The sequence below is a fragment of the Paenarthrobacter sp. E2MeOHC11 genome (assembly GCF_058744955.1).
Window position 1 is genome coordinate 2,426,351 of sequence record NZ_CP196673.1, and the last position, 13,777, is coordinate 2,440,127.

11 protein-coding genes are annotated in these 13,777 nt (G+C 63.8%); 6 read left to right on the plus strand and 5 right to left on the minus strand.

All coding sequences use genetic code 11. From position 1 onward, the window contains the following. The first annotated feature begins 216 nt into the window (after window positions 1-216). The 5 genes from ACSSVG_RS11330 (at window position 217) to ACSSVG_RS11350 (ending at window position 4,831) form a co-directional block, all read left to right on the plus strand. Complete coding sequence (locus ACSSVG_RS11330; protein ID WP_492418967.1) at window positions 217-1,617, plus strand: L-serine ammonia-lyase; 1,401 nt, start codon at window positions 217-219, stop codon at window positions 1,615-1,617. A gap of 52 nt (window positions 1,618-1,669) precedes the next feature. Then, window positions 1,670-2,677, plus strand: coding sequence for a lipoyl synthase (gene lipA / locus ACSSVG_RS11335; RefSeq protein ID WP_253465067.1), 1,008 nt, complete (start codon window positions 1,670-1,672; stop codon window positions 2,675-2,677). 259 nt (window positions 2,678-2,936) lie between these two features. After that, window positions 2,937-4,007, plus strand: coding sequence for an FUSC family protein (locus ACSSVG_RS11340; protein WP_492418970.1), 1,071 nt, complete (start codon window positions 2,937-2,939; stop codon window positions 4,005-4,007). A gap of 115 nt (window positions 4,008-4,122) precedes the next feature. Continuing rightward, complete coding sequence (locus ACSSVG_RS11345; protein ID WP_492418972.1) at window positions 4,123-4,503, plus strand: hypothetical protein; 381 nt, start codon at window positions 4,123-4,125, stop codon at window positions 4,501-4,503. Between the two features lie 67 nt (window positions 4,504-4,570). Further along, a complete protein-coding gene (locus ACSSVG_RS11350) occupies window positions 4,571-4,831 on the plus strand; it encodes a GlsB/YeaQ/YmgE family stress response membrane protein (RefSeq protein WP_159708952.1) in 261 nt (86 codons plus the stop codon). A 70-nt stretch (window positions 4,832-4,901) separates the two neighbouring features. On the opposite strand, the gene ACSSVG_RS11355 is transcribed toward ACSSVG_RS11350, so the two are convergent. The 5 genes from ACSSVG_RS11355 to ACSSVG_RS11375 all read right to left on the minus strand — a co-directional run bounded on the left by ACSSVG_RS11355 (window position 4,902) and on the right by ACSSVG_RS11375 (window position 13,052). After that, window positions 4,902-5,192 carry an SHOCT domain-containing protein gene (locus ACSSVG_RS11355; protein ID WP_231342232.1) on the minus strand — a complete coding sequence of 97 codons (291 nt, stop codon included), beginning with the start codon at window positions 5,190-5,192 and terminating at the stop codon, window positions 4,902-4,904. Window positions 5,193-5,221: 29 nt separating this feature from the next. Next, window positions 5,222-6,733, minus strand: coding sequence for a leucyl aminopeptidase family protein (locus tag ACSSVG_RS11360; RefSeq protein WP_231342234.1), 1,512 nt, complete (start codon window positions 6,731-6,733; stop codon window positions 5,222-5,224). Continuing rightward, window positions 6,730-8,448, minus strand: a complete 1,719-nt coding sequence (locus ACSSVG_RS11365; protein ID WP_231342235.1) for an MFS transporter — start codon at window positions 8,446-8,448, stop codon at window positions 6,730-6,732. The genes ACSSVG_RS11360 and ACSSVG_RS11365 overlap by 4 nt, the downstream gene beginning before the upstream one ends. A gap of 45 nt (window positions 8,449-8,493) precedes the next feature. Next, a complete protein-coding gene (locus ACSSVG_RS11370) occupies window positions 8,494-10,299 on the minus strand; it encodes an SLC13 family permease (RefSeq protein ID WP_492418975.1) in 1,806 nt (601 codons plus the stop codon). Window positions 10,300-10,415: 116 nt separating this feature from the next. Continuing rightward, window positions 10,416-13,052, minus strand: coding sequence for a LuxR C-terminal-related transcriptional regulator (locus ACSSVG_RS11375; RefSeq protein ID WP_492418977.1), 2,637 nt, complete (start codon window positions 13,050-13,052; stop codon window positions 10,416-10,418). A gap of 128 nt (window positions 13,053-13,180) precedes the next feature. Between ACSSVG_RS11375 and ACSSVG_RS11380 the strand changes: the two genes are divergently transcribed. Further along, window positions 13,181-13,777, plus strand: a complete 597-nt coding sequence (locus tag ACSSVG_RS11380) for a DedA family protein (protein WP_231342247.1) — start codon at window positions 13,181-13,183, stop codon at window positions 13,775-13,777.

The window sequence follows — 13,777 nt, forward strand, 5'->3', positions numbered from 1 at the left end:
GCGTTGGGCTGGCGTTGGTGTTCTGTCAGGTTCGGGGGGTTGCTGCCGGACATGCCGAGAGCGCGGCATGTTGTGCAGCGAAGCCCCGAATCGGCGAAGTGGGCCGCATATGGCGCCGGAGTGGGCGTCCGGGGTGGTGGTTTGGGGTTTGGGGTCCGCTCCGTTTGTTGGGGGCGGGGCGGGTTCAATGTTGTTTTACTTAGTGAGGAAATAGCCATGGCCGTTGGGGTCTTCGATCTGTTCTCTGTGGGTATTGGTCCGTCGAGTTCTCATACTGTGGGGCCGATGCGGGCCGGGGCGGTGTTTGCCCGCGAGCTGCGTGAGTCCGGCGTGCTCGATTCCGTGGTGGGCTTGAGGGTTGATCTGTACGGCTCATTGGCTGCGACGGGGCGTGGCCACGGGACCATGACGGCCACGCTGCTGGGCTTGGAGGGGTACCACCCCGAGCTGATCCTGCCTGAGGAGGTGGAGGAGCGGTTGGCCACGATCGCGGAGACGGGAAAGCTCAACCTGGCCGGTGGTGCGCTCCTGGATTATGCGGTGGAGGATATGGTGTTGCATCCGTTGACGGTGTTGCCGCGGCATACGAACGGGATGAAGTTTGCTGTCTCTGATGCTGAGGGGAATGTTCTGCGGGAGGCGACGTTCTTCTCGGTCGGTGGTGGGTTTATTGTCCGTGAGGGTGAGGAGAACGCGGCCCAGCAGGAGTTGGAGGAGTCCAAGAAGGAGTTGCCGTTGCCTTTTAGGACGGCGGCGGAGTTGATGGGCCGGTGTGCGTCCAAGGGCTTGGGGATCAGCGACATCATGTTCATCAACGAGCGGGCGTCCCGGTCGGAGGAGGAGATCCGGGAGGGTTTGCTGCATATCTGGTCGGTGATGGAGGCCTGTGTTGAAACCAGTTTGAAGCGTGAGGGTGTGCTCCCTGGCGGGTTGCGGGTCCGGCGTCGTGCTCCTGATTGGTTGGAGCGGTTGCTGAAGGAGGATAAGGACCGGAACGATCCGAAGTATTGGCAGGAGTGGGTGAACCTGATCGCCCTGGCCGTCAATGAGGAGAACGCTTCGGGTGGCCGGGTGGTGACGGCGCCGACGAATGGTGCGGCGGGGATTATCCCGGCGGTGCTGTATTACGCGTTGAATTATGCTCCGGGCATGGACAAGGCCTCCCAGCAGGACCGGGATGATGTGGTGGTGAAGTTCCTGCTGGCCGCTGGTGCTGTGGGTGTGTTGTATAAGGAGCAGGCCTCTATTTCGGGGGCTGAGGTGGGTTGTCAGGGTGAGGTGGGTTCGGCGTCGTCGATGGCTGCTGCTGGGTTGGCTGAGGTGATGGGTGGTACGCCGGGGCAGGTGGAGAACGCTGCGGAGATCGCGATGGAACATAACCTGGGGCTCACGTGTGATCCGATCGGGGGGTTGGTGCAGATTCCGTGTATTGAGCGGAACGCGATCGCTGCGGCGAAGGCGATCAATGCTACGAAGATGGCGCTCTGGGGTGACGGGACGCACCGGGTTTCCCTGGACGAGGTGATCGTGACCATGCGGGAGACGGGCAAGGACATGTCCCATAAGTACAAGGAAACCGCGATGGGCGGCCTCGCCGTCAACGTCGTCGAATGCTGATCAACACGAGCACCCGCACAAAGACTGCTGACAACAAACAAGAAGGAACGTCATGACACTCGCACCTGAAGGCCGTAAGTTGCTGCGCGTTGAGGCGCGTAATGCGGCGGTCCCGGTTGAACGCAAGCCCGAGTGGATCAAGGCCAAGGTCCAGATGGGTCCTGAATTTGTCCAGCTCAAGAACCTGGTGAAGAAGGAAGGCCTGCACACGGTCTGTGAAGAGGCCGGTTGCCCGAACATTTTCGAGTGCTGGGAAGACAAGGAAGCGACGTTCCTGATCGGCGGTTCCGAGTGTACCCGGCGGTGTGATTTCTGCCAGATCGATACCGGTAAACCGTCCCCGGTGGACATGTTCGAACCCACCAAGGTGGCCCGGAGCGTCCAGGCGATGCAGTTGCGGTACGCCACGGTGACCGGAGTGGCCCGTGATGACCTGGCCGATGAGGGTGTCTGGTTGTACGCCGAAACGGTGAGGAAGATCCACGAACTGAACCCGGGCACGGGGGTGGAGTTGTTGATCCCTGATTTCTCCGGCAAGCCTGAGCACATCGCGGCGATCTGTGATTCCAAGCCTGAGGTGTTCGCGCATAACGTCGAGACGGTGCCGAGGATTTTCAAGCGGATCCGTCCGGCGTTCCGGTACGAGCGGTCCCTGGATGTCATCACGCAGGGCCGTGATTTGGGCATGGTGACCAAGTCCAACCTGATCCTGGGCATGGGCGAGACCCGGGAGGAAATCTCCGAGGCGCTGCGGGACCTGCACGAGGCCGGGTGTGATTTGATCACGATCACCCAGTACCTGCGCCCGTCCGAGCGGCACTTGCCGGTGGACCGGTGGGTCAAGCCGCAGGAGTTCGTGGACCTCCAGGAAGAAGCCCAGGAGATCGGTTTCCTTGGTGTGATGTCGGGTCCGTTGGTGCGGTCCTCGTACCGGGCCGGGCGCCTCTGGGCCACCGCGATGCGGAAGAAGGGCTGGGAAATCCCGGCCGCCCTGGCCCACATCGAGTCCTCCGGCACCACCCGCCAGGAAGCCTCCACCATCCTCGCCGCCCACAGCTAGGCACCGCTCCACCACCCTCAGCGTCACCTGCTTGCCGCGCCTTGCCGCGAAGTGCGTTGAAAGCCAACAGCAGCTGAAGGGGATCCTGCGGGATTGCGAGGGCGCGGGCATTCCTGAGGTGTATGCAGCTAACATCCGTGATTCGAGGCACTATCTGTACGCAATTCCGGAGTAGCCCGGATCCCGGAGCGTAACGTTGGAAGCGGACGCCAGTGCCGCCGTCGTACGTTTGATCCTGCGACGAAAGGCGAGACGCCCCTTGAAGGCTGTAGCGGAAATGTTCACGATGGGCCCTGGAAACAAGGACCACCATCCCGCCCTCCGCTGCGCAGTAGGTGTATTTGTCCCGCTGATTACGTTGACGCTGATCGGTCGACTGGACCTGGCAGTGTTTGCCTCGTTCGGTGCCTTCACCGGAATTTACGGCCGAAACGAACCACATAGCGTCCGTTTCCGCAGCCAGTTGCGCGCCGGCGGCTTCATGCTTTTCATCATCCTTCTGGCCACCCTCATGGCCCGCTTTGCGCAGGGCGCGGGCATGGAAGGTGCCGCATATTCGTGGCTTTTGACGGCTGCGACCACCGTGGTGGCCGGCGGCTGCTCCGTGGTGGTGGCTGCCTGGCGGCTACGTCCCGGCGGCTCCCTCTTTCATATCTTTGCCTTTGCCGCCATCGCTTCCATTGCCGCCCAGCCACCCCTCTGGGAAGCAATGCTGGTGTCGGTACTCACCACAGGGTTCTGCCTGCTGATTGGCATGTCCTCACGCGTGGTCAAGAGTCATCGGACGCCGTGGAAGCGGCCACCCCGGATCCGGCACACCGCAGCCGAACGCCGCGCGATCTGGCTCGAAGGCGGGGGCTACCTTGTGGCGGCCGGTCTTGCGGGTACCATCGCGACGCTGGTGGGGGAGCGGCTCGGGTTCGGGCACACCTACTGGGCCATGGTTGCGGCCGTGGTCCCATTGGTGGGTCATTCGACGCGCCACCGCGTGAGCCGCGGCATCCAAAGAATTGCCGGCACGGTGATCGGGCTGGTCCTGCTCGCCGGCATTCTGTGGCTCAACCCCGCGCCCTGGGCGATGGTCATGGTGATCGCGGCATGCCAGTTCGGCGCGGAGATGTTCATCGCCCGGCAGTACTTGGTGGCGCAGGTATTCGTGACTCCGCTCGCATTGATTGCCACGCTGTTGGCGGCGCCGGTTGACCCCGGTTTGCTTCTCCGGGACCGCATCATCGAGACCGTCATTGGTGCCGCCGTCGGCGTGGCCGTGGTGGTGGCTCCTGCGGTATGGCGGCGGCTGCGGGCGGGCCGGGCAACAAGGGTTCGTTGACCCGACGCCGATCCCGGTCGCCACGCCGATGCCCATGCCCTCGGTTTGGACAAATTGATAAGTACACGTATAACTAGTTACCCAAGATACTTACTAGCGAATGTGTGGAAAGACGATGACGGTTGCGCTGCAGGAACCAAGCTCCGCACTCACGGAAACAGTCCATGCCCGGGGTCCCGTGCACTGCGGTTCACGGATGGCCATCTCCGCCAGCCCCACGCACGACTCCATGAAGTGGGTCTCCGTGGAGCCAATCTGGCCCGAGTGGGCCTGTGGATGCGGCTTTCGGATGGACATTGATGCGCTGGATCCCGTGAGCGGCGTGTGGATTGCCGCGCTGCGCCGCCAGAGCCTGCAGCGCGAACTTGCCATCGCACAGAACACCTTGGAGCTGGCCTTCAAGAAGGCAGTGGATGCAGGTATCGAACCTCACGCACTGGCCGAGGCCGCGGGGGTGCCGGCGGGGGACGTCGAATCCCTCCTGCGGCAACACTGACCTGACCTGCGGCTGTCCGCGCTGATCGCGGGGCCGTGAAGACACCGGAAAGAAAGAGGGAACAAAAATGGGAATCATCGGTTGGATCGTTTTGGGCTTGATTGCTGGAGCCATCGCCAAGGCCATTAAGCCTGGCAACCAGGGCGGCGGCTGGATCGCTACGCTGCTGCTCGGCATCGTCGGCGCCGTCCTGGGTGGATGGATCGGCAGCGCCCTCTTCAACGTGGGCATCAACCAGTTCTGGTCGCTGTCCACGTGGCTGCTGGCAATCGGCGGCTCACTGATCGTCCTCATCATCTGGGGACTGCTCACGCGCAAGAAGGCCTAACCGCCTGAATGCCAAGAGGCCTCGACGCTGCTGCGTCGGGGCCTCTTCGCTGTCTTCAAGCAGGCGACAATCAGCGGGCCAGGATCTTCGCCTTCTGCGCTTGGAACTCTTTGTCACTGAGGACGCCGGCGCTTTTCAGCTCCCCGAGCTGCTTGAGTTGGGCGAGCATGTGATCGGTGGGATCGACGACGGCGGCCGGTGCAGCCGGCGGCACTGGCAGATACGCGGGCGGCGGCTGGTTGCCGGCTGCCGCGGCTGCAGCAGCATCCTCGGCGGCAAAGCGTTGTTGTTGCCTGCGTTGCGTGCGGCCAAGGATCGAACCGACGACGGCGGCACGGCCTGCGGTCCTGAATAGACCCACAATGGACTCCCTTCGCTGGGTGTTTCGGGTTATTCGGCTGAATAGCCGAGGGCGAGGTCGATCAGGAGGCGTGCGCCGAAGCCGGTGGCTCCCTTGCTTCGCCACGCATCGTCCTTGTCCGACTGCATGGTGCCCGCGATGTCGATGTGCGCCCACGGGGTTTCGCCAACAAACTCGGCCAGGAACAGGGCGGCCGTGGTGGAGCCTGCATACGGGCCACCGAGATTGGAAATATCCGCGATGTCAGAATCCAGCTGGGGACGGTAGGCCCGTTCCAACGGAAGCTGCCACAGCTGCTCGTCCGCACGGCCGCCCGACTCGAGGACGAGGTCAACCAACCGCTGATCGTTGCCGAACACCGGAGCAGTGAGCTGCCCCAGCGACATCAGGGCGGCGCCCGTGAGCGTGGCGATATCAACGATGCCGTCCACGCCATCCTCGACCGCAAGCGTCAGGGCATCGCACATCACCAGGCGGCCTTCGGCGTCGGTATTCTTCACCTCGATGGTGAGTCCACTGCGGGTGGTGAGGACGTCCCCCAGCTTGTAGGCCGAGCCGGAGGGCATGTTGTCAGTGCACATCAGGAATCCCGTGACGGAGGCTTTGCAGCCGAGGTCGCGCAGGGCGGTGAAGACGGCCAGGACTGCCGCAGCTCCGCCCATGTCCATCTTCATCAGCAGGTGCATGGGGTCGCTGGGTTTGAGGCTGACACCGCCGGAATCGTACATGATGCCCTTGCCCACCAGGCCGAGGTGGCCCGTGGGAGATCCCCCGGGTTGGTACGTCAGCTTGATCATCCGGGGCTCCTGGGCGCTGCCGGCGTTGACGCCAAGGAGCCCGCCGCAGCGGAGGTCGATGAGCTGTTGCTTGCCGAACTCCTCAACCCCAAAACCGAACCGGTTCCCCAGCTCTTTCGCCGCCGAAGCCAAGCCGGCCGCGGTCAAGTGGCTCGGCGGCGCATTGCACAGGTCCCGGGCAATAGTGGTGGCGCGCACCTTCACCCGGCCCGTCGCCACGCCTCGTTCAGCGGCCGCAGTGTCTACCCCCGGAGCAAGGAACTGCACTTCGGCAAGTGGGCTTCCCTTTGCTTTGCTCTTGAGCGTCTCGTAGTTGTAGCGGGCCAACAGCACGCCCTCGGCCAGCACCTGGCCCAGTCGCTCGGCATCCATCCCCGCCGTGTCGGAGAGCTCGAAGCCGATCCGCGAGTGCCTCTGGGTTGCCCGGACCAAGGTGGCCGCCGCCTTACGCCAGCCGTCGGAATCCAAGGAGCCCGGTTTCCCACCGCCGACAGCCACCACCAGCGTGCCCGAAGCATTTGCCAGCTGCAGGCTAGTCCCGGGCTTGCCGTCAAAGCCTGCGCTCTCCAGGGTTTCGCGGTGCAGGCCAACGGACGCCGGAACGTCACCCTCCGAGGGGACCAGCACGCCGATCGCATCGAGGTTGCCGAAGCCGTCCACGAAGTGCAACTCCGGCTCTGTTCCGCCGAGGGAAGGAACGGGTGAGAAGTCTTCCGCGATCAATTTGTAGGGTTCGTGATTCACCGTTTCGCCTGTTCTTTGGGAGTGGGATGCGCTGTGACGGCCTGGTCGGCCGGAAGGCTTGGCTCGGGGATGGCATCGGGATCGTCGGGTTCGAGCTGTTCGGGCAGGTCGCCCTTCATACGGCCGGGCATGCGGCCCGCTGGAACAATCGCCAGCAGGGCAAGGCCGGACAACCCCAGAAGGGAGATTTGCAGGGCCCGGAGTCGTGCCTCGGCGTTGACTTCCGTCGCGGCGGCCAGCTCCGAGGGGCTGCTCACCCTGTCCCCGATGGCCGCCTCCACTTGCGCGTTGGTCATGAAGTCGGCGTCGTTGATGCTCACCTTCGATATCAGCTCTTGGGACACTTCCGGATGCGCGGCGGCGCCGCTGGCTATCAGCGAGGAAAGCATGCCGACGGCGAACGCACTCGCCACTGCGATGCCAACGCTGCCCGAAAGGTTGTGCACCAGACCGCGCCACGCACCGACGTCGCCGGCCAACTCACGGGGCACAGCGCTGAGGAGTGTGTTGAACACCAAAGCGACGATCGCGCCCTGCCCGAGTCCCAGCAGGATCAGGCCCAGCACCACAAAGAGCTGCCCCCAGTCGTTCCGGATGGTGAAGGCGAGCAGGACCAGCGCGCCGGCCACCACCACGAAGCCGGCTTGCGCGATGGTCCTTGGCGGGAACTTTTCATACAGGAATGCCACGAAGGTGCTCGCGAGGAAGATGGACAAGGTATAGGGAATGATCGAGAAGGACGTCTCAATGCCGGAGCGGCCCTGCACGATCTGCATGTACAGGGGGATCAGGAAGTTGGCGGCCGTTCCCACGAACAACATGGTGGCCATGCAGGCAGTGACCGCGAGCTCGGAGCTGGAGGCCAGCACCCTCAGGTCAAAGATGCGGGGCAGTTTGGCATCCTGGCGCTTCCGCACCCACATGAAGAACACCTGTCCCGCGATGGCCCCGAGGAGGATCAGGAGTGGTGCCGGCGAGAGACCCAAAATGTCGAAGGGTGCCTGCGGGGTGGCAAACCACGTGCCCCAAGCGGAGAGGCCGCTGAAGCCGAAGCTCAAAAAGATGATGGCCACGGCGGCAATGATGGAGCCGGTCCAATCGATCTTCAGCTGGGTTTGCGCCGGGACGGACTTGAGCTTGAAGCTCAGCAGCAGGTTGATGGCTCCGAGGACCACCATCAGGCCGAACGAATACCGCCATCCGATGGTGGTGGCGAACCAGCCGGCAATCAGCAGTGCCAGCACGCCAGCCGCGGGGATGGCCGCAGCCAGGAGCCCGATGGCTTTTGCCTGCTGCTGGTCCTTGTAGTTGGTGGCGATGAAAACCGTGAGGGCGGGGGCGATCAGCGCAATGACGGCGCCCGAGGAGGCCTGGGCTATGAAGAGCATCGTGGGACTTAGGCTGAGCGCCACACCCGCCATGGCGGCGGCATGGATGGCGACGGCGATTTGGAACACCTTGCGCGTTCCGAAACGGGCGCCGAGCTTCGCTCCCAAAAGGATAAAGGCCGCCATCGAGAACGTGCCGGCAGTGATGGCCGTGCCCACGGAGGTTGCTGCCGTGTCCAGGTCCGTGGTGATGCCCTGCATTGAGACGGTCAATGCGTTCACGGCGAACGATGCCTGGATCTGGGTGAGGACCACCACGATCAAAGGCAGCCAGGAGGCCGCTTTGACGGTAGGTGGTGTCGTTTGGGTGGTGTGGTCACTGGCCATGTCTGCTCCTGGTTGCTCTGGTGGTTGCATGGGATTTCTTGGTGGCTAGGCCTGAAGTGGCCAGAACACGGGAACCAGCAGGATGGCCACGGCCGCGTACAGTGCCATGATGGCCAGGCCAAACTTCCAGTAGTCGCCAAACCTGTAGCCGGCCGGTTGCATGATCATCATGTTGGCCGGCGTCGCCACCGGTGTCAGCAGGGCCGCGGATGAGGCCACCGAGACGCACATCAGCACCGCGTACGGGTTGATGGATGACTCCTGGGCCACCGAAAGGGCGATCGGGATGATGATCAAGGCGGTGGCGGTGTTGCTGATGAGCTGACCCAGCACGGCGGTGACCACGAAGAGCCCAACAAGGAGCAGCAAGTGCCCGCCGTTCCCTACTACAGACACCATGCCCTCAGCGAGGATCTCAGCGGTACCCGTCGACGTGATGGCCGTGGACAGCGGAATCATGCCGGCCACCAGGATGAGGGTGGTCCATGCCATGGACTGGTGTGCCTGTTTTACCGTGACAACCCGCAGCACCACCATGGCCAGCGCGGCCAACAGTGCGGCAATGGGGGCTGGCACAATGTTGGTGGCCAGTAGGACCACCATCACCCCGAGGACTATGAGGGCCGGCGTCGCTCGCGGTCCCAACGGGACTGTCTGGCGGCGGATGGTGTCCGGCGAGTCCACCAGCAGCACATTGTGGTCCAGGGTGTGCTGGTCCAGCGCAGACCAAGTCCCCTGCAACAGGAGCCTGTCACCGGCGGTAACACGTGAGCGTCCAGAGGATTCCGGTTCGCCCGGATGCTGATGGGCCAGCACCACCAAGGCACCGCTGTCAGTCACCATGCCGGGGTACGCCTCGGTGCCGACGAGGTTGGAACGCGGTGCGACCACCACCTCGGCCACGCCGTAACTGCTGCTGATGAGTCCGCAGGTCGCATCGTCGTCCTGCATGAGGCCGTGCTTGGCCGCGAAGGCGTCAATGATTGGTTGACCGCCACGCACCACAATCTCATCGCCCGGCTCGAATGTCCCGTTCGTGGACTGTTTGCCGTCCGGTCCTTGCACGCTGATGAGGTGCAGGTGGCCGCCGTCGTCATCATCTTCCTGGATGCAGGCAACCGGCTGGCCCACCAGCACTGAACCGGACGGAATGGTGAGCCTGCTCAGTCCGTCCTCACCCAGGTAGTGGGTCATGAGGGTCTTGCCGTGGGAACCCAGGTCCTTGGGAAGGGCTTCGGGGGTGCGGCTGGGCAGCAGGGAAGGGCCAAGCCAGAGAGTCAGTCCGATGGTGCCGAGGAGCAGCGGCAGTCCAACCAGCCCGAACTCGAAGAACCCGATCCCCGTCCCCGTAGTGTCCAGGGCCGCGTTGAGGATCAGGATGTTCACCGGTGAGCCGGTGAGTATCAGCAGGGAGCCGGCGTGGGCCGCGAAAGCCATGGGCATGAGGAGCTCCGAAGGCCTGCGACCCAGCCGGACTGCGAGCACGACAACCATGGGCAGCAAGGCCGCAACAGCTCCATTGACGCTGATGAGAGCCGTCAAAAGGGCCGTCAGGACCATCATCAACACCATGAGCCGGGTCCGGCTGGTCCCCGAAAACCTGATGAGCAGGCTCCCGAGCCACGTGGTGACTCCTGCGGCGTCGATAGCCTCCGCCACGACGAACAACGCGGCGATCAACACCACCGTCCCGCTCCCGAAGCCGGCGAATGTGTCCTCAAGGCCAACGATGCCGGTGCCGTATAAGGCCAACGCTGCTCCCAGCGCTACGACCTCCACCGGCAAGCGGTTCCAGACGAACGCGGCGATCACCACGACGAGCACCAGCAACGTGACGACGACGTCTGTCATGTGTGCCTTCGGCAAATCCCCGGGTCTTCTGCCAGCATGCTTTCAGACTAGATCCGGGTTAATGCCGCAGGGTCACCCCAATCGGGTGAGTGATGGGCGTCTTCCGAGGTCACGGCCTACGGTAAGTGGCCGAATTTGTAGGCGGCGGCCACAGCGTCATGGCGTGATCCGGCCCCGAGCTTGGAGTAGATGATCCTTATGTGCGTCTTGACCGTGTTGACGGACAGATGGAGCTCCGAGGCCATCTGTTCCTGCGACAAATGTGATGGAAGAAGGGTGAGGACCTCCCGTTCCCGCGGAGTCAGCAGCGGTGCCCGCCTGGCATCGGCGGGGGACCGCAACGCCAACAGTTTCTTGGCGAGTTCCTCTTGGGGGCCGTGTGCTCCCGCCCGTTCCACCAGCAGGTCGATGACCTCCTGGGGGGCGATGGCCAAGGGCCGGATCACGCCAAGTTCCTCGGCTTTGCCCAGTGCGTCCTCCAGGAGCTTTCCGGCAAGTGTCCGCCGGCCTGTGCGGATGGCCATGGAGCATTCCAGGACGTTCACGTGAAGCCACGTCCATTCCAGGAGGGGCGCCACCACGTCGGTGTGCAGTGGACGGAGGCGTTCCGTGGCGGCATCGAAGCGGCTGATGCCGGCTGGGCCCTGGGCGCGCAGCAGGCACAATTCGCCCGTACCCGGGATAAGCTCCTCAGCCCATTCCAGGACCTCGCGTGCCCGCTCGGCATGCCCCAAGGCAAGGGCGGCAGTATGCTCGATGACCGCTACGAAGGCTGCCATCGGTTGGGCGAACAGATGGTCCTGGCCGATGCGCAGCCGTGCTTGCCGCATGCCATCCAAGGAGTGGCGCCTGTCCCCCGTATCCAGATGGGCGCACGCGGTGACCAGTTCCAAGGTGGAACGCATCGCGGCGCCGACTCCTTTGGAGGAGGACCCCAGTTGTCCAAGTTCGGCAGCGCCCGCCGCCGCAAACTTCAGGGCCGCGGCGGGTTCGGCTGCCAGGAGTGCGGCCGAGGCGTGCATGAGGGCGCCAACCGACCGGCCAGCTCCCCCCGACCACGCGTGTGCGGGTAGTTTCTCCTCAGCCTGCTGCAGATATTCGCCGGCACGGCGGAGTTGGCCTCGCATGGAGGAGATGCCTGCCAGCTTGAGGTACACCTTGCCGGCAAGATAGCTGTTGCCTGCTTCGGTGGCTTCGATCAGTGCTTCCGTGGCTTCGTTCTCGGCAGTCCCATAATCCTGTTCGACAACAGCGGCGGTGAGCGAAACCATTCTCGCTTCAATCCGGATGTCGCTCTGCCGCGACAAAGGGAGGTCGGCATAGTCGCTGGTGGCCGTGGGGTGGCGGTTCTCCCATTCACCGCTGAACCAGGACAGGCGGGCTTCTGCCAATGCCCGCAGTTCACGGAGATCAGGCGGTGCATCGTCTACCCAATAGCGGTTCGCGGCGGCCAGGTACCGTGCAGCCGTGGTGGGCTGGCGGCTTTCCACATGCGCCAATGCCGCAACCACGCAGAGCTTGGGGCTTGCCGCCAGGATGGAATCCGGCAGCACGGCAATGGCCCGCCGGACCAGGGTGACCCCGCCCGAGCCCAGGAGTGCTGCTCCGTGCCGCCCGAGGATTGCGCCGACCAACCCGTAGTCGGCCGAGTCCATAGCGTGCCTGAGCGCAGCTTCGGGTTCACCTGCCAGCTCGTGCCACTGTGCGGCGATCCGGTTCAGTCGAAGGAGTTCGTCAGGGTCCCTCCGGGCAAGTTCCGCCCGGAAATACTCGCGGATCAGGGGGCGAACCAAAAAGACCTTTCGTCCACTCCCCGCAGATTCCACCAGGTCACGGTCATCGCCAAGGACGGCCAGGGCATTCCCGGCATGTCGGTGGCCAGCGAGGGCGTTGGCTTGGGCAGCGACCAGGACCCGGCACACGCAGGTACTGGACAGCACGTCCCGCTCTTCCCCGGAAAGTGTACGGACGACTTCGTGGCCCAGGTATTCGGCGAGTTCCCGGTTGTTGCCCGCGATGTCGCCTAAAGGCATGTCCGGATCGGCTGAACCTCGGAGCGCACGCAGCGCAAGGACCACGCACGCGGGCCAGCCTGCAGTCTGCCGGAACACCTCGCCCAGTTGCTGCGTTCCCAGCAAAGTGATGGTCCTTGCCGCGAGTGAGTTGATCTCATCCAAGGAGAAGGCGAGATCGTTTGAGTGAAGTTCCAGGATCCGGCCGCTGAGCCGGGCAGGCCCTGGATCAACGGCAGTGCTGACGCGCGTGGCCAGGATCAATTGGAAGGCCGGCCCTGCGTGGTTCAGCAGGGCCGGCATCCAATGATTGAGTTCATCCGCAGGGAATTGATCGATTCCGTCGATGACGAGGCGGATGGTGGTTCCCGCGGCGGCCAATTGTTCAGCCAGGCCGTGAATGACTTCCGCGGCATTCCTCTCGGCTCCCGAAAATCCACTGAGCGCACCGTGGGGTATGGCGCAGCACTGACGCAGTGCCTGAAGCACTGCAGGCCACAAGGCTGGGAATTCCAGCCGGTCCGTGTTGACCCAGGCGACGGCGTCCGTTTGCCCGGAGAGCCATTGTGTAAGGAGTACCGTTTTGCCGTACCCGGCGGGGGCACACAGGAGGACGACGTCCCGTGCGGCGTTGAGTTTTGCCACAAGGCGGGTTCGAGCCAGCAGGTCCAAAGGCGGTTTGGGCACCGCGATCAGCTTGGGGCTCAAGAGGTCCGGGCGGGTACCACCTTGGTCGTCCACTCCTTCAGTGTAGGGGCGGGGCATCGAGGATTCACCCAGTAAGGGCGATCCGCGCGGCGGCCACTGGGCGTAAGGATTGTGGTGGCCGCCGTGAGACGCTTGGGCGAGGCCCGGAAAGGGGTTTCACCGTGCAAGCTTTCAAAGACATCATGAGCGCCGCCGATTCCGGGTGGGTCTACCCGCTCGGGGCGATCTTTGTGGCGTTCTCGGCAATCTTCCCTCCCATTCCCACGACGTCCTTGTTCGTGGCCTTGGGGGCCCTGTCAGCAACCGACAACCTTCCCAACGGGTACCTCCTGGTGGCCGCGATGCTGGCGGGAGCAGTAGCAGGTGACCTGGGCGCCTATGAACTGGTCCGGCGTCGGGACATGGCCAACTGGAGGATTCTTCAGGGCCCCCGCACGCAGAAGGCGTTGCATGCCTCCCGGGAAAGGCTGTCCAAGCACGCTGCCTCATGGGTTCTGACGTCCCGGTTCGTCCCGCTCGGGCGCCTCACCATGAACGTTGCCAGTGCCATTACGCCGGTGCCGCGGGGCAGGTTTGTGCTCTACTCGATGGCCGCGGGCATCCTGTGGTCAGCGTATTCCGTGGGCATTGGTGCCCTGTCCGGGCTGTTGCCCGGGCTGTCCACGGAGTTCGCCGTGGTCATTGCCATTGCGTTCTCGCTGCTGCTGGGCCGGGGTATCAGTGCCGCCGTGACCTGGTACCTGCAGCTGGACGACTGA

Bases quoted from the DNA above. Each gene is read 5' to 3' on its own strand.
- ACSSVG_RS11330 (WP_492418967.1), top strand. From the start codon at position 217: ATGGCCGTTGGGGTCTTCGATCTGTTCTCTGTGGGTATTGGTCCGTCG.
- lipA (WP_253465067.1), top strand. From the start codon at position 1,670: ATGACACTCGCACCTGAAGGCCGTAAGTTGCTGCGCGTTGAGGCGCGT.
- ACSSVG_RS11345 (WP_492418972.1), top strand. From the start codon at position 4,123: ATGACGGTTGCGCTGCAGGAACCAAGCTCCGCACTCACGGAAACAGTC.
- ACSSVG_RS11350 (WP_159708952.1), top strand. From the start codon at position 4,571: ATGGGAATCATCGGTTGGATCGTTTTGGGCTTGATTGCTGGAGCCATC.
- ACSSVG_RS11365 (WP_231342235.1), bottom strand. From the start codon at position 8,448: ATGGCCAGTGACCACACCACCCAAACGACACCACCTACCGTCAAAGCG.
- ACSSVG_RS11370 (WP_492418975.1), bottom strand. From the start codon at position 10,299: ATGACAGACGTCGTCGTCACGTTGCTGGTGCTCGTCGTGGTGATCGCC.